Annotated in this window: 13 protein-coding genes and 1 pseudogene; 1 reads left to right on the top strand and 13 read right to left on the bottom strand. The window is 29.6% G+C overall.

The window, feature by feature from the left end:
* Positions 1–280: 280 nt before the first annotated feature.
* Positions 281–1,225 (bottom strand): CAP domain-containing protein, encoded by a 945-nt coding sequence (locus AXY43_RS10725; RefSeq protein WP_105411534.1) that lies wholly within the window; start codon positions 1,223–1,225, stop codon positions 281–283.
* Between the two features lie 437 nt (positions 1,226–1,662).
* On the opposite strand from AXY43_RS10725, the gene AXY43_RS10730 reads away from it, so the two are divergent.
* Entirely contained in the window at positions 1,663–2,355 is a 693-nt protein-coding gene (locus AXY43_RS10730) for a PHP domain-containing protein (RefSeq protein WP_023973865.1), read from the top strand.
* A gap of 93 nt (positions 2,356–2,448) precedes the next feature.
* Here AXY43_RS10730 and AXY43_RS10735 read toward each other — a convergent pair whose 3' ends face one another.
* From AXY43_RS10735 to AXY43_RS10790, 12 genes and pseudogenes are all read right to left on the bottom strand, one after another.
* Positions 2,449–2,706, bottom strand: a complete 258-nt coding sequence (locus AXY43_RS10735) for a hypothetical protein (protein ID WP_012060627.1) — start codon at positions 2,704–2,706, stop codon at positions 2,449–2,451.
* Positions 2,707–2,864: 158 nt separating this feature from the next.
* Entirely contained in the window at positions 2,865–3,461 is a 597-nt protein-coding gene (locus tag AXY43_RS10740; RefSeq protein ID WP_105411535.1) for an HD-GYP domain-containing protein, read from the bottom strand.
* A gap of 131 nt (positions 3,462–3,592) precedes the next feature.
* Positions 3,593–4,213, bottom strand: a complete 621-nt coding sequence (locus tag AXY43_RS10745) for an HD-GYP domain-containing protein (RefSeq protein WP_031275663.1) — start codon at positions 4,211–4,213, stop codon at positions 3,593–3,595.
* A gap of 293 nt (positions 4,214–4,506) precedes the next feature.
* Positions 4,507–7,257, bottom strand: a complete 2,751-nt coding sequence (locus AXY43_RS10750) for a calcium-translocating P-type ATPase, PMCA-type (RefSeq protein ID WP_039770014.1) — start codon at positions 7,255–7,257, stop codon at positions 4,507–4,509.
* A 179-nt stretch (positions 7,258–7,436) separates the two neighbouring features.
* Complete coding sequence (gene recQ / locus AXY43_RS10755) at positions 7,437–9,218, bottom strand: DNA helicase RecQ (RefSeq protein ID WP_105411536.1); 1,782 nt, start codon at positions 9,216–9,218, stop codon at positions 7,437–7,439.
* Positions 9,219–9,541: 323 nt separating this feature from the next.
* Complete coding sequence (locus AXY43_RS10760; protein WP_105411537.1) at positions 9,542–10,570, bottom strand: CdaR family transcriptional regulator; 1,029 nt, start codon at positions 10,568–10,570, stop codon at positions 9,542–9,544.
* A gap of 697 nt (positions 10,571–11,267) precedes the next feature.
* Positions 11,268–12,410: a glycerate kinase family protein gene (locus tag AXY43_RS10765; protein ID WP_023973870.1), complete on the bottom strand. Its 1,143-nt coding sequence runs from the start codon at positions 12,408–12,410 to the stop codon at positions 11,268–11,270.
* A gap of 69 nt (positions 12,411–12,479) precedes the next feature.
* Positions 12,480–13,766, bottom strand: a complete 1,287-nt coding sequence (locus tag AXY43_RS10770) for a GntP family permease (RefSeq protein ID WP_023973871.1) — start codon at positions 13,764–13,766, stop codon at positions 12,480–12,482.
* Between the two features lie 482 nt (positions 13,767–14,248).
* Positions 14,249–16,782: pseudogene (locus AXY43_RS10775) on the bottom strand (FAD-dependent oxidoreductase).
* Positions 16,783–16,894: 112 nt separating this feature from the next.
* Entirely contained in the window at positions 16,895–18,148 is a 1,254-nt protein-coding gene (gene uvsE / locus AXY43_RS10780; protein WP_023973873.1) for a UV DNA damage repair endonuclease UvsE, read from the bottom strand.
* Between the two features lie 312 nt (positions 18,149–18,460).
* Entirely contained in the window at positions 18,461–19,684 is a 1,224-nt protein-coding gene (locus tag AXY43_RS10785; protein ID WP_012060639.1) for an FprA family A-type flavoprotein, read from the bottom strand.
* 232 nt (positions 19,685–19,916) lie between these two features.
* Complete coding sequence (locus AXY43_RS10790) at positions 19,917–21,623, bottom strand: hybrid sensor histidine kinase/response regulator (protein ID WP_077867869.1); 1,707 nt, start codon at positions 21,621–21,623, stop codon at positions 19,917–19,919.
* Between the last annotated feature and the right edge of the window lie 41 nt (positions 21,624–21,664).

A 21,664-nucleotide genomic window follows, 5' to 3' on the forward strand; every position in this document is an offset into this window, starting at 1 on the left:
CTATTCTTATAATTCATTGGCATGATTTATTATATAATATAAGGCACCTTTTGTAAAGGTTTAAATAACTTGTTTTAAGTTCACAAAATAATAATTCAAATAGTATATAAGTTGAATTATAATCCTATATTAATACTAATTATATATGCTTAACCGTTAATAATATAGATAAATCTTTAACGCAACTTATATAGAACTGCTAATTATTTTGTATAATCAGCAGTTCTTACTTAACTTATGTATCATGTATATTTATATTAACAACATACTAGTCCAAATATTAATTTGAAAAAGTCTGAGTTCCCATATATTTATCACTACCACTAATTACACCTATACCAACCTTAGTGTAAGAAGGATTCATCATATTTGCCTTATGCCCCGGCGAATTCCACCACTGATTGAATAATTCAACTGGTTCATAATTGTTGTATGCTATATTTTCTCCAGTTGTAGTATATTCATAGTTAATTGCTTTTAGCCAACTTGTCCAATTATTGCCCTCTGGAGTAGTATGGTCGAAATAATTGTATTGTATCATATGGTTACTCTTATACCTAGCTACTTGAACTAACTCATTATCCATAACTAAAGGATTTAGACCTGCTTCAGTTCTTTTTTCATTCATTAACTCAAAAATTTTATTTTCTGCCATTATTTGTATGCTTATAGAATAGTTTCTTGGTAATTGAGGAAGTCCATTTATATCAACAGCATTATTACCAGCTTGTCCATCGTATGCTGAGTTAGTCAACAGTTGGCCTGAATCATTTGATGATTCTATTAACTTTCCAGACTCATCAAAGCAATAAACCTTTCCCTCAATATTTTGAATTCCTGTTTGCATTGCTCCATTGCTATTCATATAATACCATTTATTATTATCCTGAATCCAACCTATTTGCATCACTCCATTATTATTAAAATAATACCAGGTTCCATTGATATTATTCCAACCTTCTTGCATTACTCCTGAATTATTTAAGTAATACCAGTTTCCTTTCTCATAAGTCCAATCTGTTTTCATTCTTCCGTTTTCATTAAAATAATACCATTCATTTGAAATATTCTTCCATCCTTTAGCTACCTTGTTTCCTTCTTTATAGCTCCATGTTCTATCATCATTCTGACTCCATTCCGCAGATGCTTTTAACGGTGATAGTGTAGCAATTGTTGCAGCCATAATAACTGTACTTGTAATTCTTGTAAAAAAAGTTTTCTTCATTAGTTTTCCTCTCTTCTTTTGTTATTCTGTTATCTTACATATAGTTATGTATAACTCCCTGTAAAATCGTTTTCAGAACCACATATAAAAGTTTTTCCATATAATTATTTTACCATAAATTCGACATTTTTCAACCCATTTTATTCTAAAATATTTTATAATAGCTAAACAGACTATATAATTCTCTTTTTTCCTTCTGATTTATTGTAAATTTATTATAAAATAGTTATATTCATATATATATTTTATTTAAGTACTTATGTCTTTAAAAATTTAAATACAAATTTATTGTTACAACATATATATAATATAAAGAATTTATGTTAACGCAATTTGTTAATTAAGTTAATTTTCATATAAATATAAAAATCAATCATTTTAACACCTAATTCATTAACTCATATATTAGAAATAGATAATATTTCAGGGGAGTTATAATGTATAAAAAAGGTGATTTCCATATCCATTCAACTTTCTCAGATGGAAAATGTACCCCTAGGGAGCTTGTCATTCTTTCCAAAAAAAGAGAGGTGGATATTATTTCTATAACAGATCATAATAGTACATCTGGTTTAGATGAAGCTGTCATGGCTGGTGAAGATCTTGGTGTAAGAGTCATTCCTGGCGTTGAACTTTCAACTAAATACAATTCTTCCAGAGTTCATGTTTTAGGCTACTTTAAAGATGATAGCTACAAAAATGAGCTTTTAGTTGAAGTATTAAAAAATGTAAAGAATCATAAAATTTCAAATATAAAAAAATTGCTAGGAAAAAATCTAGATTTTTATAATACTAAGGATAAACTTTCTGTAGAGACTGGCATAAAAATTCTAAAGTTTTTTGGAGCTACAGTGGTTTTAGCACATCCTGTACTTTTAAACAAATCTGATTTTGAAAAAATCATAGAAATGGACTTTGATGGACTTGAAGCTAAATACTTCAGTAATACAGAAAATGATACTGAATACTTCTTAAAAGTAGCCAGTGATAGAAACTTACTTTACACAGCCGGGTCAGATTTCCACAGTTGCAAAGAATTTTATAGAATTCATGGGATAATAGGTGACGTTTATCTAAATGAATCTGAAATATATAATTTTTTGATACGTGGTAAGTTGCCATACTTGTAAATACTTTACTAGAATTATTTAATATTAAAAATTAGATATATGTTTAATTGAATTATTACTATACTACATATATCTAATTTCCCACTTCATAAACTATATTTCTTCTAGCTTTTTTCTTCTTTTATATATTTTGTTAGCTACCAAGCATGCTGTCACAGTAGTTCCCAAAACACATATAGCAGTTGGAGCCACTGCTATAAATCCAGCCAAAAGCAACCCTTTTCCCGAAACCTTAATATCAACACTTCTATCTTTAGACTTAAAATTTACATTAATACTTCCTGCTTCTTTATCTGCCTTACTAACTTTGTTAAAAGATCCATTCATTATCTCTTTCTTAAAGTCTAGCATTCAATCACCCCTCATATAATTTACGATTTATATTTCTGCTTTGTTTATATCATATTAATTTAAATCTATTATATACAAAAAACTTCTAGCTTTAAATAAAATTTCAAACAAAAAAATTGTAACTATACTATAGAAAAAATCTATACATAGTTACAATCCTAATTATAAAGTTCATCAACTATTTTATTCCAATTGTTGAGCATGCATTCAGCTATTTTCGAATCATACATTATTCCTTTATTCTTCTTTATTTCATCTTTGCATAACTCATCACTTATGGATTTTCTATACGGCCTATCACTTTTCATTGCATCTATAGAATCACAAACTGCTAATATTCTTGATGCAAACGGTATTTCTTCTTCCTTTAATCCTTTAGGATATCCTTTTCCATCCCATCTCTCGTGATGATATAAGACTATCCTAGAAATATCTTCAAACGTACTTGTTTTACTTAGTATATTATATCCAATATACGGATGATTCTTCATTAATTCCCATTCACCTACTTCCAGGCTATCTGGTTTATTTAGAATGTTATCCGGTACTCCAATTTTACCAATATCATGCAGATCTCCTGCTATATGTATTAATTCGAGCTCTTCCGTTGTCATTCCCAAGACTTCTCCTAACTTATAAGCCATATCTGCTACTCTAGTCGAATGACCATATGTATAGAAGTCTTTTGCTTCCAAGGTTGCAACCATACTTCTTACAACACCATGATACATATCATCATTATATTGTTCCAATATTTCTCACCGCCTTACTAATTTTGCTATTCTTACTAAATATAATATCATAAAATCTACTGTGTTTGAATATAATTATTTAATTCAATTAAGATAATTAAAATACTTTTCAAATATTTATAGAAACTTGACGATTAAATCACAATATAGAATTCATTGTTAGTATCATATTCTTGTGTAATTTCGCCCCAATTTTTAATGATGCAATCTACTATTTCAGGATCATACATTATACCTTTATTTTTAATTATTTCATTCTTACATTCTTCATCGCTTATTAATTTTCTATAAGGTCTATTACTTTTCATAGCATCAATAGAATCACAAACTGCTATTATTCTAGATCCTAATGGTATTTCTTCCTTACATAATCCATTTGGATATCCTCTTCCATCCCATCTTTCATGATGATGTAGTACTATTTTTGAAATAATATCTAAGCTTTTTACTTTGCTTAATATTTTATACCCTATCTCTGGATGCTTCTTCATAAGCTCCCACTCTTGTAGGTCAAGTTTACCTCTCTTATTTAGAACACTATCAGGAACCCCAATCTTACCTATATCATGCAAATGCCCTGCAATGTGCAAAATCTCTAATTCTTCATTCTGTATCCCTAAATACATACCAAGCTTATTCGCCATATTTCCAACTCTAGTAGAGTGTCCAGCGGTGTAAATATCTTTTGCATCCAATGCTGCAACCATACTTTCTATTATATCGTGGTAAACTTCACTACTAAATAACATACTCATAATCATACCTCCTTAAATCAAATTAAAACGCATTTATATAAAATTAAACTCTAAATCATATTTAATTTACTTAAATTATCTCTCATTGAAAATTATTATCAATTATATTATATCCTATTTTACTTATTAATCAATATTTAACTTTTATCATAATTTTATGATAAATATGAATATTATCACTAAATACCCTATTAACTTCTTACCTTTATCACTGCTATTTTTTAAGAACAAAAGTACATAAAAATAAGGGGAGTTAAATTAACTTCCCTTAGCTTTTAAATAACACTATTTAATTATTTTCTAAACATTCTTATAATAAATTTTATAACTTCATTTACTACTATAACCATAAATGCTAACCCTAGAACTTTACTCCACATTATCACCGATAAAGCAACTGAACTAAAGAAAGTAGTAAATACTTGAGTAAATATTATTTGAGCCAATCCAGTTATAAATATTACTTGAATAGCTATCTTGTTCTTAAAAAAGTTAGGAAATATACTTTCTGCCCCAAATTCTCTGCAGTTAAATGCATTAAATAGTGCACTAAATGCAAATAATCCAAATAAAACAGTTTCCATCTCACTTGCAAATCCGTTTTTTTCTGTGGATGCTCCTAAGATATTGTACTTCATCTGTATAAGTAAAATTGATGTAACATATATTGCATTTAATATTATTGAAGTAATCATACCTTTTGTAATTATACTTGAATTTCTATTTACAGGTTTTCTATTAAAAACATTCTTTCTAATTGGTTCTAAACCTAGAACTAGTGCTGGCGGTCCATCCATTATTATGTTAATCCACAGTAATTGAATCGTAGTAAATGGCATTTCAAAATTTAATATTTGTGAAATTATTGCAACTAAAAATGCTATTATGTTTACAGTAATCTGAAATTGTATGAATCTTTGAAAATTTTCATACACGCCTCTTCCCCACTTTATTCCATCAATGATAGTAGTAAAATTATCATCTGTTAATATTATATCTGCAGCATTTTTAGAAACTTCTGATCCTGAAATACCCATAGCTATTCCGACGTCTGCCTTTGTTAATGCTGGTGCATCATTTATACCATCACCAGTTACTCCAACTACTTCCCCATTGCTTTGAAGAGCTTCAACAATTCTCATTTTTGTCTCCGGCTTACTTCTAGCTACAATAGCTATATTTTCAATCTCATTTCTTAATTCTTTATCATTTAAAGTATCAATATATGTAGCTTCCACTGCTTTTTTTCCACCTTTAAGCATTCCAAGCTCATTTCCTATTGCTATGGCTGTATTTATATTATCCCCAGTCAACATCTTAGTTTCAATACCAGCTCTTTTAGCTGCTTCTATAGCTTTAGCTACATCTTCCCTTAGTGGATCTCTTATGGCAACAAAACCACTGAATATTAGTCCATTTTCTCCATCTAATAGTTTAGGTTTTAAAATACTTATCTCACTTGTAATCGCAGCCTCTGCTTCTACATCTTCAATAATCCTAAATCCAAACCCTAGAATTCTCATAGATTTAGCCTGTAGTTTCTGTATTTCTTTTATTATTTCATTTTTTCTCTCTTGTGTAAGATCTATAAATTTATTATTTATAACTTCATTAGTAGCATTTGATAACAGTATTTCAGGCGCTCCTTTTACGAGTACTACATTCATTCCTTTAATCTTCATAACAGTAGCCATGAATTTATTTTCAGAGTTAAACGGTATTTGATGAATCACTTCACTTTCTTTTCTTTCCTGTTTATAATCATATTCCTCTAGATATGAAAGTAGTGCACATTCTGTTGAATTACCTAAGTAATTTAACTTATCTCCCTCAAAACTTATATCAGCCGTTGAGTTCACAAGGCAATTTTTTATAAAATAATCATCTATATCATTTTTATCATCAAAGAACTTTCCATTTAAATAAAGATTCTCTACAGTCATCCTATTCTCAGTTAAAGTACCTGTTTTATCTGAACAAATAACGCTAACTGAGCCTATAGTTTCACAAGCCTCTTTTTTTGTTACTAACGCATTAATCTTAGCCATCTTTTGCATCGTTATTGCTAATGTCATATTAATCATAGTTGGCAACCCTTCTGGCACCGCTGCGACTATTAAAGCAATACATACAACAAAAGCAGTTTTAACAGGATCTATAGAATTTAAAAACGATATTACTCCTGATGTATTTATATTCAAATTACCAGATATAATCATTTTGGTAACCATAAATATAAATAGTAAACCTGCTATAACGCTTGATATTTTAGTGATTGTCTTACCCAAATCCCCCAATTTTCTTTGGAGAGGTGTTTCTTCTTCATCTATTTGAAGAGTTTGAGCTATTTTACCCATTTCAGTATTATCACCAGTTGAAGTTACAACCATTGTCGCTCTACCATAAGCAATTAGAGTTCCGCCAAATCCCATATTAATTTGCTTTGCTGGAATTGGATCCTGCATTTCTTTATTTTCTTTTACTTGTATTTCCTCCATATTGACAATTACTTGAGCATTTTTTGTAACATCTTCTGATTCACCAGTCAACATATCTTCCCTAACCTTTAAATCTATTGTCTCAATAAATCTTCCGTCTGCTGGTATCATGTCTCCTGTTTCAAGATATATGATATCTCCTGGAACTAAGTCATTTTTTCCTACTTGAGTTACTTTGCCGTTTCTCAACACCTTTACAACAATATCTTCTGTCATTTTGGCCAAAGCTTCTGCTGCTTTTTTTGATTTTCCTTCTGTAATTATTCCGATAGTTATTCCAATTGCAACAGCACATACTATTCCAACTGAATCATAATATTCTCCAATAATTGCACTAACTAAAGCCGCTATCAAAAGAATAAGCATCATTGGTTCCAATAATGCATTTTTTATTTCTTCAAATATATTTCCTTCTTTTTTATGAGTAAATTCATTTTTTCCATACTTCTCAGTTCTCTCTCTTATGGATGAATCATTTAGGCCAATCTCTAGATCGACATCTAGTTCTTCTAAAACTGATTCTATATCTTTATTAAAATATTTCATTAATTAAACTCCTCTTATTAACATGTAGCTCCTTCAAATATGATTCAAAATCTTTCAATATATTTTAACATAAAACATAGTCAATATTAAGTTAACTTATAATACGGACTTAACTACTAGTTTATATTATTCATTATAACCCATTTTACTACAACAGTATCAATTTTTAGATACTTTTATTAATTAGCTTCTTTTTGAGCAAACATTTTTATTATATTTAATAACTCTCCCCCATAAGCTTCAATTTTTTTTGTTCCAACTCCTCTGATCTCCAACAATTCATCTAATGTTCTAGGTCTGCTATTAGATATTGCAATCAGACTTGTATCCGAAAATATTATATAAGGCTTTATTTTATCCTTATATGCCCTATCTTTTCTCCAAGATTTTAAAGCTTCAAATAGCTCTGTATTTATTATAGGTTCCCTACTATCTAATATCTTAAATACAACCGATTCCTTACTTTTCAAAACCCTAATTGATCTAGAATTAAGTTTTAACATTGAATATGTGCCTTCTTTCAAATCAACGTATCCATCATCTAGTAATCTTTTTATCAACTCTTTTATAAAGGTGCTTCCATATTCCTTCATTATTCCGTATGTTGTAACTTTATCTAAATTATTTTGTATTATTTTAGGTCCCTTAAAACCTTTCAAAATATCCACAAGAACTGATATTCCATACTGTTCTTTTGTTCTAAAAACTGTGGATAAAATCATCTGACTTTCTTTTGTAAAATCTTTTAATTCATCATCGTTTAAGCAGTTACTGCATTTATTACAGTAATTTAGCTTCCGATCATTTCCAAAGTAATTCAATATATATTTTCTATAGCATTCCTTTAAATTACAATAATCAATCATAAATTGGAACTTTCTAAGCTGAATTTCTCTCCTATTCATGGAAGAACTTCTATTTATAATATATTCCACTCTACTTATATCTTCTTCACAATAAAATAAGTAACAGTCACAGTTCTCTCCATCTCTTCCTCCTCTTCCTATCTCTTGATAATACGATTCTAAGTTTTGAGGAAAAGTAAAATGTACTATGAATCTAATATTTGACTTATCTATTCCCATTCCAAATGCATTAGTCGCAATAATTACATCTAAATTCTCATATAAAAACTCTTCTTGAAATCTTTCTTTCTCTTCATCTTTGAGTCCACCATGATACTTACCAACATTAAATCCTAGGTCCCTTAAATAATAATATAAATTATCTACTTCGTTTCTTGACGCGCAGTATACAATACCAGATTCACCTTCATTTTTTCTAATTATATCCTTAACAGTTTCAATCTTATCTACTTTCTTAAGTATATTAAGACTAAGATTTTCCCTATTAATATCGCCTTTATATATATAAGGTTTCTCTAACCCCAATAATTTGATTGAGTCTTCTCTAACTTCACTTGTTGCTGTTGCAGTGAACGCTGATATTATAGGTTTAACTTTAAGACTTTTATAAAAATCTAATATTCCTAAATAACTCTGCCTAAAATCATGCCCCCACTGAGATACACAATGTGCTTCATCTATAGCAATTTGGCATATATGAAGATCTTTAATCAATTCTCTAAATATTTTGGATTCTAATCTTTCTGGTGATATATATATTATCTTGTACTCCCCCATAGATGCTTCAATTAATATACTTCTTATAGTGTCCATATTCTGAGTACTATTTATATATGCGGCTTTAATCCCAGCCCCAACTAGATTGTCCACTTGGTCCTTCATAAGCGATATTAAAGGAGATATAACTATAGTTACACCTTGCATAATTATAGCTGGAATCTGGTAACAAATAGATTTCCCTGCCCCTGTAGGCATAAGACAAAAAGTATCCACACCATTTAAAATACTATTTATAATCTCGAACTGCCCTCTTCTTAGAGTATCAAATCCGTAGTATTTTTTTAAAGCATAAAATATCTTTTGTTTAGTATCCATCTTTGCTTCCCTTTCTCTTATATATAATAAATTCTACTTGTAAATTTCTTTTTTAGCATATTAAATAAAATAACGAGTCTAAAATGCCATTGTTATTTTTCATTAGGCAATCAAATAGATTGCCCATGGTAAACCTATTAAACCAATATGCTGATGAGAAGAGAACCCAAATCTGTGATTTGGTGTGACTCTCTTACTCAGCGAGTGTATGCGAATTGAGCTTTCCATGTCTGAAAACATTCTTGGCAGATGGACTTGTTATTTTTCAATTATACCTTAATACTAGTATATACCACATAATTAAAATCTTAAACATAAAATGATTATCTCCAAATTAACCCACACAACAACTCAAACAATTCTAATAAATTTTTCGGATTTTTCCCCGTTAATTTTTTTATTTTTTCTAGCCTATAATTTAAAGTATTTCTATGTATATTTAATCTATTAGCCACATTACCGATATCCCCATTCTCTTCAATATATGCCTGTATAGTTTGAATAAGTTCTAATTTATTCCCTGCCTTATCAAGATTTGACATCATTGATATCAAAGGTAACTTATTGTCATGTGATAATTTTATAAAAAATCTCAATTCATCATAGCTATACACTAAGCTTGATGATTTTATCTTCGCACCAAATTCCATTGCCAATTCCGCACTTTCTAGCGAGATAGCTGCAACATCTTCCATTGCTCCAATGCTTATTCTCTTTACATCTTTATTTGTTTTTAAGTTCTCTAGTAATCCATTATATAGATCCTTAGACGTAACAAAAAATGCTATTCTATTATCAACCTCACTATAACTTGAATACTTTTGATACAATATTTTAAAGCTTCGAGAATTTATATTTCCATCCACAAGAATAACTCTGCATTTTTTCGTAAGATCTATTCCATAGCTTTTAGCTCTTTGATGTAAATTTTCATCATACTTTGTCTTTCTATGAGCTAGTTCATTATAAAATTTCTGCATACTTAATCTTTTGTTCTGAATTTCCTCATCTGCTTTAGATTGCTCTATTAATAAAACTGCTGTTACACGAACAAGTTTACTGAATCTTCTCACCTCATCAGGGTGACCAGTTATCCCGATCACACCTATTACTTTGTCATTGATAATAATGGGTTCGTTAACTCCAGGTTTCATTCTGTCATCTTCTTCAAAGACTTCGTTTATTTGTTGGTTATCTATAGCTTTCCTGGCGCCTTCATGCAAATTCCCAATCCTTTTACTATCACCACTGCCTATAATTATTCCACTTTCATCCATAACATTTATGTTATAAGGAATTACATTCATCATTTCTAAAACAATTTTTTGTGCTATGGTTTTAGATAACGTCATATCAACCATCCCTTTCTAATCTATAGTTATATTATAAGAATTCAAAGCTATAATTAGTATAGTATCTATTGAAAAATATAAATCTAATTCTTAATTTTTCTATCTATAGATATCCAAATTTAAAACTAAACTGATGTGATAACTTACCGAAATCATAAATATTTTGTTCCGAAAAGCTATGAAAATATCGCTGAAATTTCTAAGCAGCAGGTTGTATCCAATTTAGCATGCTCCAACTTTCAGTTTGACAAGCTAAATTGGAACAACCTACAGCTAAGAACCTTTAACAGCTCATTTTCAAATGTTTTCTCCACAAATATATTTATGATTTCTAGTGAAGATATGAACTCAAAGTTTTAGAAAATTTGCAAATATGTTCATCTAATAAGTCTAATTCTTAAATTGGATATCTATACAAAGATAACCCAACTATAATCTATACTTATGCGTATAGCTCACCGAAATTAATAATATACTTATGTTCTAGTTGTAAGATACTCATGGTTTAAGCATAGTTTATGATTGTGTTATCTATATACAATACCTATTATTATACTTTTTAACACTAAAACAAAGCTAAGTATATATAATAATTAGATTATAAAGCAAAAGCAATATCTACATTATCATAATATATAAATTAAAAGTGCGTCTTAAAATAAAACGCACTTTTAATATTATACTTATATTGGATTAATCACAGTAGATTCATAAGCCTAACTATATTCTCAGCAGTCTTTTCAATATTCTCCTGACCTTTTACCAAAGCTTCTTCTAACGAAGTTGCGCCCTTAGTTATTCCAAATATTGAATCTATTCCACTTTCATATAGAACTTCTATATCTTCACCAACTCTTCCCGCTAATGCAATTACCGGCTTATTATGTTTTTTAGCAATTGTAGCAACACCTAAAGGTGTTTTACCGTATTGAGTTTGAAAGTCTATGCTTCCTTCTCCGGTCCATACCATATCTGCTTCTTTAACTTTTTCTTCTAATGAAGCATATTCTATCACCATTTCAATACCTTTTTTTAGAGTTCCATTTAGAAATGCCATAAGTCCAGCTCCAAGCCCTCCAGCTGCTCCAGATCCTGGTTCATTTAAAACATCTTTTCCCAATTCTTTTTTTATTACATCTGCATAATGTCTTAAATTATCATCTAATATTTCTATCATTTCCTGTGTTGCTCCCTTTTGTGGTCCAAATACATTTGAAGCTCCTTTTTCACCACAAAGAGGATTATTAACATCACAGGCTACCTCAATTACAACATCTTTTAATCTTGGGTCAAAATTCTTTAAATCTAAACTATTTAATTTTCCTAATTCTCCACCACCAAGAGCTAATTCATTGCCTTTATCATCTAATAGTTTTCCTCCAAGTGCCTGTATAACTCCTGCTCCACCATCATTAGTAGCACTTCCGCCAATACCTATTAACAGTTTTTTTACACCTCTATCTAAACATGCCTTTATAAGTTGTCCAGTACCATAAGTTGTAGTTAGTAAAGGATTCCTCTTATCTGGTGGTACTAAATGTATTCCACTTGCACTAGCCATTTCCAATATTCCTATCTCTTTATCTCCCAAAATACCATACTGTGCTTCTACTTCATTACCAAGGGGCCCCATTACCTTTAATGAATATATTTCTCCATTAGTAGCATCTACTAATGACTGCATAGTTCCTTCTCCACCATCAGCCATAGGCACATGTAAGCATTTTATATTAACGTTTGCTTTTTTTATTCCTCTTTCCATTGCCTCGCAAGCTTCTTTTGCTGTCATGCTCTCTTTAAAAGAATCAGGTGCTAATACAATAACTAAATCTTTTTTCATTTTCAACGCTCCTAACTAAATTTTTATATTTTGTGAGATTATTAAACTGAATAAATTTTACTTATATTATTATTTTATAAAACCGTATATTATTATTGATACGATAACCATAGATCCTCCAACTATAGATTCATATGGCATTAATTTCATACGTTCCTTTATATTCATTTTTACTGCATCTGCTGATGCATGGAAGAAGTTACCATGAGGTAGATGATCGATAACTACAGCTCCTGTATTGATCATAATTGCTGCACTTAAAGGTGCGACACCAACAGCTAGTATTGCTTTCGCAAAAGTTCCTGTCGCTACAATTGCACCTGTAGATGTTGAAGCCGTAGCTGCTGCCATCAATATACCCGATATGGGTGCTAAAAATATTCCCGAAATCCCTGTTTGTTGAATGCAATATACTACTGCATCACTTAAATTTGATTTAGAAATAATCCCCGCTATTGCTCCAGCACCAATTAATATCATTACAGTTGGTGTCATTCTATTTAATCCTGATGTTGTATACTCAAGAATCTTACTACGTTGTCCCATTGCAAACAATCCAATTAATCCTGCTATAGGCAATATATACATTGCATCTATTTGAATAGTTGCTAAGAATTTCAAATGCAACATATTCGCTATAGGATTAAGTGCTAATAATATTACAGCAACTATTGGTGCTACCATGGCCTTTCCAAAGCTTGGCTTTATCTTATTATCTACTCTAACTGGTATTTCCGATTCTTTAATCATTTCTCCTTTTTTACTAATTAACGTTGCAACAAAGTATGTAACTATAAGCCCAATTACTGCTGGTATAAATGCTCCTATCATAACTTGTGCTAATTCAACATTAAATCCTTTAGCTACCGCAATTGTATTAGGATTTGGAGAAATTATATTTCCAGCCTTACCTCCTCCTATCATAGCTAAAAGTATAGACGATTTAGTGATTCCAACTTTTTTAGCCACAGGAAGTGCTATAGGTGCAACTATAATAACTGTAACCGGTATGAAAACTCCAACCGCTGTGATTATCATGCTTGATAGTGCAATTGCTAAGAGAACCTTTTTCTCTCCAAATTTTTCTACTATAGTCTCAGCAATTTTCTCTGCTGCTCCAGATTCAATTAATACACCTGCAAGCACTCCTGCTGCTATTACACGAACAACTGCTCCCATTACGCTATTCGTACCTTCAATGATAGCCTGTGCTGTATTAGCTAAACTAGCACCACCAATTAGTCCGCCTATAACAGCGCCTCCAAAAAGTGCATATACAGGATTCACTTTCCTTAAAATTAGTATTATAGCGATTACTAATCCAATAATCGCTCCACTCCAATGAATAACTGCCATTATATTTCCTCCTCAAATTTAATAATTATACAAATTTATCCTTTATTATACCGTGTAAGCGAGTTAACGTTTACTAACATATACATAATAATATATTTAGTAAGACCTTGATATTGTTTACTTGACATTTTTTTTTGTGTATTTGAACAATAGGCTCTTAATTTAAATCTTATGTGCTACTTTATTAGTTGAATTTTCATACTATGCACAGCTTTTAAATATCTATGCCTTCTTACGTGAAACTGCCGCTGCAGCGAGTCTTTCTTCATAAGTTTAATATTATTAAACTCTGAAAGTCTGGCTTTTAATAGTATAATAGTAACTATTCTAACTGTTTTACTTCTTCAATTTATTTAATCTATTGTGCATTATAACAATAATTCAAAAATTAAAAGCTGCCGACATTTTGCCAGCAGCCTTAGAATAGAATAACCAAATTCAAATTAATTTCGTTATCTCCAAATTTAAATTATCTTAAATTTCTATTTAAACATATCTTTAAATAATCTACTTTCCTTCACATCTTGAGTTACTTTAGCCAAGTTGCTAGTATCTCCAATTAAAATAGCTCCACATAAACGGTTGTTTGCAAAATAATATTTTGTATATGTCTTCTTAACCGGATCTTTAAATTCAACTGTTTTATATTGGATTTCTGGGTTCTTACCGTTGTCACCAATTGCATACAGTGAAGTATTAGCTCCATTAAAGTTAATGCTGCATCTACTGTTTCATAAGTTAATGAGTCTCCCGCTGCATTAGCCCCTGCTACTTTTCCCATTTCTAGAGCTTGTGGCCATATTCCATAATTTATCCCATTATATTCTGCACAATCTCCACATGCATAAATATCAGAAATATTAGTCTCCATTTTTTCATTTACTATTACTGCTCTATTAACATCAATTCCTGCTTCCTGAGCTATTTTAGAATTAGGTACAATACCACAAGATATAACAACTAAATCAGCTGCAATAACTTCTCCTCCATTAATTCTAACTCCAGTAACTGAATCTTCACCCTCTATTTCATCAATTTTTACGCCTAATCTCACATCAATTCCTTGACCTTTAATTATTTCTTCAAGGAATTTTCCGCCTTCATAATCTAATTGACGTCCCATTAATTTATCAGCAAGCTCTAATACTGTAACCTTGCATTTTGCTTTTGTTAATTCCCATGCAGCCTCAAGTCCGAGAACTCCTCCACCTATTACAACTGCATTCTTTACCTTTGGCAATAATTCTGTAATTTTATCTGTATCGCAAATCCTACGGATTGCTATAACTTCTTTCTTATCTTTCCCTGAAATTGGTGGAACAAAGCATTCAGCTCCTAAAGCATATATACATTTATCATACTTTAATTTAATTCCATCTTTAAACACAGCCTCTTTATCTTTAGCATTTATTTGAATTAACTCTCTGTCAAGAACATTTGTAATATTATTTTCTTTATACCAAGCTTCATCATGAACTGCAATTTGTTTCGAATTAAATTTAGCTATCATTGACTTTGTAAGCATTGGACGATTATAACCTAGCACATTTTCATTAGAAACTAATACTATAGAGCAAGTTTCATTTCTTTCTCTTATAGACGTTGCAGCGCTTATACCTGCCGCTCCATTTCCCAGAATTAGATAAATTTCATTTGTATTATTTTTATAATTGCTATCATCTATTTCAACTGGTACGAAATTTTCTTTTCCTACACCACAAACTGGACATATTTCAAGACTTGAATCAAATATTTCTCCACACACTAAACATTTTACTAATGTTCTTTTAGCTGATTTTTTCTTTGGATTCTCTTTATTTTGAAGTATACATCCAAAATTATATCCATAATCATAAGCCTCACTTAATTCACTATCACTAGGCTTAAATTTAATTCTAAATCCATCATCCACAACCTTCATCCTAAGTTGTTTTAATCTTTCTATAATGTGTGGAACTCCTTCACCACTCCATCCATAACTTCCAAAGGCACTAGCAAGTTTTCCTCCGTGTGTTCTAGCAAACATCTTTATAGTTAAATCCCAAATTGGCTCTAAAGCCTCACCAACTATAGTAGGTGTTCCAAATAAAATTCCATCAGCGAATCCTAATTCTTCAATTACTTTTTCCTTATCATCTTCTACTAAATCGTACGATCTTACATCTATATCTCCGCTATCTTTAATACCTTCTGATATTTTACCAGCTAACTCTTTAGTATATCCATACGCACTAACATAAGGTATAATTACTGTTTTTCTTGGATTTGGATTAACTACAGTACACCATTCTTTATAAAGTTCCATGATTTCATCAATCCTACAATCTATAACTGGACCATGCCCAGTACATATCATATCAATATCTAGATCTTTAATTCTATCTAATGCCTTAACCATGTATGGCGTCTTAAAAGGCCCAATGATACAATCAAAATAATATTTAGTAGCTCTTAAGTAACCCTCATTATCTTTAACCTTACTCAATAATATTTCATCAAAACTATAGTGAGATCCAAACGAATCACAAGTTATAAGGGTTTTATCCTCTTCAATATATGTATACATTGTATCTGGCCAATGTAAATTAGGTAAGAACATGAAACGTAATGTTTTATCTCCCAATTCTAAAGTATCATTTTCTTTTACTGTTATGCTATAAAAATCACGATTTACAATATTCTTTAGAAATCCTATAGCAACTTGTGTACCAACTATTTTAATATTAGGATTGATTTCAATAAGCTTTTCTATACTCCCAGCATGATCAGGTTCTGTATGATTTACTACAATATAATCAATATCATTAATATCAACTAATTTATTTAATGCACTTAAATACCCATCCCAAAATTTAGCTTTGGCAGTTTCAAATAATACAGTCTTTTCCCCTGTTTTAAGTAAGTAGGAATTATAAGATGTTCCAAACTCTGTCTCCATAACTATATCAAATACTTTTAAACCAGGATCTAAAACTCCTGTCCAATAAAAATTCTTTTTTAATTCTAATATTTCCATATAAAATTCCTCCCTATAACTTTCATCTATATGAAAATATTATACCTTTTTTTATAGTAAAACTGTATCAAATACTAGAAAATTATTATAATTCACAATTAATAAATCTATTTTATAGGAAATAATACGAGTTTAAAAGGTATGATTCATTATATTTTACAGCCATCTTAAACAATTTATTTTTTATTAATTTTATTGAAACTTTTCCATTTTTATAATCTTCAATACTTTTTAAAAAGCTCATTTTCTCTTTATCATCTGCTAAATTCTTAAAATATCCCCATACATGTAATGCAGTATTTATTGAATTTCCAATTGTTATTTCCTCTTCCATGGCATCTTCAATATAATTATAAAACTTAACCGCTGGATACTGAGTTTTATCTTTAAGCAGCTTCCTTATTTCTAAGTAATTTGAAGGAGAATTCTCTAAAACCTTGTATTTATATCTTCCCCATTCTTCCTCAAGTTTTTTTATTTTAGTATTTTCAGCTATAGAATTTATACACTTTACAGCTGAAAAATTTTTATCCTTAACTTCAAGCATTATATCTATATCTTTCCCTTTTACACTTTCATAGAACTCTATAAACTTATTAATTTTTATTGTATTTGAATGAGAGCCTGCCTTTTTTAATGGGTCTTGCTGAGAATAATGTATTTTCTGCCTTCCATCTTTCTCTTTCCATGTTTTATTGCACTCACTTATCCAATATGAATCGCTTTTTTCTCTATCATAACAATTTATCTCATTATGAAGATTATCAAAAACAACTGGAATATTTAGTCCATTTCCTATTTTAAGAACATCATTTATATTGTACGATTTATCATCATTTTCAATAACAAGTCTTTCTTTCACCTGATCATTCAAACGTTTATAATTATCTGCGAATCTTTTTATCGCCTGCTCTTTATCATTATAAACTCCACCAATATGCAATATAATTTTATGATTTTCTCCAATTCCAAAGTTATCCAAAACTTTAACATGATAATTTAAATCTTCAATTGCTCTCTTTACAACATCATCATTAGGAGAATTAAGCACTGTATATTGCCCTGGATGCATCGATACCCTTATATCATTATCCATAATCTTTCTACCTATTTCCCCAAATTCTTGGGAAAATATATTCCACCATGATAATTGGTTCAAATGACTGGATCCGAATGGTATTAAGTCTGAACTAATCCTAAAAAGCTTTATATTATTCTTTATATTATATTCAATTATATTTTTAAGAGATTTCAAATTATACGATATTATTTCCAATAACTTTTCTTCAGTTAAACTCTTAGCAGTGCAGCTTTTTAGATTAGCATCTGGAACTCCTATTGTTAAACATGCATATCCTATACTCATTATTTAATCTCCTTTTCTAATAATCTTAGTTACTCATTCGTTTGTTTTTAGTACTTTTTAAAGATTATACCTTTGATTATTTAACTCTTGTTTAGTATCAAATATATACAATAATCCAAAAATAACAAGTCATTTAATTTCCTTTATACAATGTTATGTCTCATTTCTGCCATTAATACGATATCAATTCAAGTAAACATTTTCACAAATTCAAAAAAAAGTGTAAACTCAGTCTTTAGCTTGTTATTTTACAATATAATAATCAAAATTAGGACTTATTACAATAAGTCCTAATAAGATAATAATTACCTATTAATTTTTATTTAGATTTTCTTTATTTAAAAGCAGGAATCCAAAATTATAACCATAATCATAAGCATCACTTAACTCACTCTCACTTGGTTTGAATTTAACACGGAATCCTTCATCAACAACCTTCATTCTAAGTTGCTTTAGTCTTTCTATAATATGAGGAACAGCTTCCCCACTCCATCCATAACTTCCAAAAGCACTTGCTAGTTTATTACCATGAGTTCTTGCAAAGATTGAAGTAGTTAAATCCCATATTGGCTTTAGAGCCTCACCAACTATTGTTGGTGAACCAAATAAAATACCATCTGCAAATTCTAGTTCTTCAAGAACTTTGTCTTTATCTGCCTCTACCATATCATAAACTCTAACATCTATATCTCCACTAGCCTTAATTCCTTCTGCAATCTTTTCTGCTAATTCTTTTGTATACCCATACGCACTTACATATGGTATGATTACTGTCTTTCTAGGATTTGGATTTGAAACATTAGACCACTTCTTATAATATTCCATAATTTCATCTATTCTACAGTCAAGAACTGGACCATGTCCTGTACAAATCATATCAATTTCTAAATCTTTAATCCTATCTAATGCTTTAATCATGAACGGATTCTTAAAAGGTCCAATAATACAATCGAAATAATATTTAAGAGCTCTTAAATATCCCTCATTATCTGTAACCTTACTTAGTAGAATTCCTTCAAAACTATAATGAGAACCAAATGAATCACAAGTAACTAAAGTCTTATCTTCTTCAATATAAGTATACATTGTATCAGGCCAATGTAAATTTGGTACTGACATAAAACGTAAAGTTTTGTCACCCAAGCTTAAAGTCTCATTTTCTTTAACTATTATTCCATTAAATTCTCTGTTAACAATATTCTTCAAGAATCCTATAGCAACTTGGCTTCCAATAATCTTAATATTAGGATTCATTTCAATAAGTTTTTCTATACTCCCTGCATGATCTGGCTCAGTATGGTTTACTACAATATAGTCAATATCCTTAATATCAACTAGCTTATTTAACGCCTTTAAATATCCATCTAAAAACTTAGCCTTTGCAGTTTCAAATAATACTGTTTTTTCACTTGTTTTAAGTAAATAAGAATTATAAGAAGTTCCAAACTCTGTTTCCATGATAATATCAAATACCCTTAAATTGGCATCTAATACTCCTGTCCAGTATAAATTTTTTTTCAATTCTAATATTTCCATGTAAAAATCCCTCCCTAGATATATTTCGTCCAAATCAGAACATTATACACCTTTTTTGTATAACAAACAATTAATAATACCTTTAACATCGTTATACTAATGTATTTCGCCATATATATTATACACAAATTCTTATATATTTTCATAAAAACATATAATATATTGCTTTTTCGTTAATTGACTATATATTTGCAAATTCTAAGTATAATCTCGTACTTTTTTACTTATTCCTCTACAAATGTTGTTTATATATATCTGAAAATTCAATATTTATTTTTTCTACACAAGTATTAATTATATTATTACTTATATTAACTCTTTCTTTACTTTTATTTAATACCTTTACTGGAAGTTTAATCGTAAATTTAGTTCCTACCCCATATTTACTTTCCACTGATATCGTCCCATCATGCATCTCTACTAAGGACTTTACGAGAGATAATCCAATTCCGCTTCCTTCATAATTTCTTGTAAAAGATTTATCTACTTGTCTAAATCTATCAAAAATAATTTCAACTTTTTCTTCTGGAATTCCTATACCTGTATCTTCTACAGACAAGGTTATATATTCTTCTCCATCAAATATATTTACAAATATGCTTCCATCATCATCTGTAAACTTTATGCAATTAGACAGTAGGTTTAACATAATCCTTTCAATTTTATCAGGATCACAAGCAATAATTTTTTCTTCAACATCGGTATCAAATATAAGGTTTATATTGTTATTGCTTATATAACCAGCTACTGACAGAGTGATTTCTTCTACGACACTGACAATGTTACAATTAATCATATCAATCTGAAAATGTCCTGCATCTAATTTAGTTGAATCAATTAAATTATTTATTAAACGAAGTAATCTAAAACAATTTTGTCTTTCAATGTCTATATTATTAATTATCTTTCCTTTGTCGATCGGTTTTTCTTTATCTAAAAGATCTCTTCTTAGAATTTGTATCACACCTAGTATTATATTAAGTGGTGTTCTCAATTCGTGAGAAATATTAGCAAAAAATTCAGTTCTTAATTTTTCTAATTCCAAAGCCTCTTCTTTTGATTTTAATTCAGTATTTTTTCTTTCAGTTATGTCTCTTACAGTTGCAATAATAGCCTTCTGCTCATTAAATATTATTGCACGACTATTACTCTCAACCCAAAACTCTTTATGATTTTTATCTATTGAAATAGCTTCAAGGGTTACTGGAGTATTAATCTTATTTTTCTTTCTATCATTAATCAATTTAAGTATATCATCGTATATGTACGGTGAATTTTTTGAAATAATATCTTTTATACTCATACCAATTAGTTCATCATGTAGATATCCATATAGCCTATTAGCAGTATCATTAACGTTAACTATAATCCCATTAAAATCATGAATCAATATTGCATCACTTACCGAATTGAAAATAGTGCTTAAGTAAACTTCACTTTTCTTTAATTTCTTATTTGTTTGCTTTAACTCATCTATAAGCTTAATATTTTTCATTTTCAATTCATATGTCTCCAAAGCCCTTTTTACGGAAATTAACAACTCATCTGCCTCCAATGGCTTTAAAAGAAATTTATAAATATGCCCTTCATTAATTGAATCAATAATATCTTTCACATCCATGAATCCAGTTAAAATAATACGAATTGCATTTGGGACAATAGATATTGTTTGCTTTAATAATTCAACCCCTGTCATTCCTGGCATGCGCTGATCTGAGATAATCAAATTGATTTTTTTAGAACATGATTCATCTTTAAGTATATTTAATGCTTCAAACCCATTTTCTGCTTTGATTACATCATACTCTTCTTCTAAGAGTCTTGTTAAAGCCTCAAGATTTGCTAGTTCATCATCAATTAATAGTATTGTATATTTTTTATCTTTACTATCTGTTTTATTAAGTTCTCTAAGCTTGTCCTTATTTATAACAAATTTCATTTATCTTCTCCTTACTGAAATTAAAATATAATTTTAGATTA

It is taken from the genome of Clostridium sp. MF28 (assembly GCF_002969175.1).
GTDB lineage: Bacteria > Bacillota > Clostridia > Clostridiales > Clostridiaceae > Clostridium > Clostridium beijerinckii.

Coding starts and splice junctions, on each gene's coding strand:
- AXY43_RS10790 (WP_077867869.1), bottom strand. CDS start 21,623: ATGAAATTTGTTATAAATAAGGACAAGCTTAGAGAACTTAATAAAACA.
- AXY43_RS10765 (WP_023973870.1), bottom strand. CDS start 12,410: ATGAAAAAAGATTTAGTTATTGTATTAGCACCTGATTCTTTTAAAGAG.
- AXY43_RS10735 (WP_012060627.1), bottom strand. CDS start 2,706: ATGCTAGACTTTAAGAAAGAGATAATGAATGGATCTTTTAACAAAGTT.
- recQ (WP_105411536.1), bottom strand. CDS start 9,218: ATGGATACTAAACAAAAGATATTTTATGCTTTAAAAAAATACTACGGA.
- AXY43_RS10750 (WP_039770014.1), bottom strand. CDS start 7,257: ATGAAATATTTTAATAAAGATATAGAATCAGTTTTAGAAGAACTAGAT.
- AXY43_RS10785 (WP_012060639.1), bottom strand. CDS start 19,684: ATGGAAATATTAGAATTGAAAAAAAATTTATACTGGACAGGAGTATTA.
- AXY43_RS10760 (WP_105411537.1), bottom strand. CDS start 10,570: ATGACGTTATCTAAAACCATAGCACAAAAAATTGTTTTAGAAATGATG.
- AXY43_RS10730 (WP_023973865.1), top strand. CDS start 1,663: ATGTATAAAAAAGGTGATTTCCATATCCATTCAACTTTCTCAGATGGA.
- AXY43_RS10745 (WP_031275663.1), bottom strand. CDS start 4,213: ATGAGTATGTTATTTAGTAGTGAAGTTTACCACGATATAATAGAAAGT.
- AXY43_RS10770 (WP_023973871.1), bottom strand. CDS start 13,766: ATGGCAGTTATTCATTGGAGTGGAGCGATTATTGGATTAGTAATCGCT.
- AXY43_RS10725 (WP_105411534.1), bottom strand. CDS start 1,225: ATGAAGAAAACTTTTTTTACAAGAATTACAAGTACAGTTATTATGGCT.
- uvsE (WP_023973873.1), bottom strand. CDS start 18,148: ATGAGTATAGGATATGCATGTTTAACAATAGGAGTTCCAGATGCTAAT.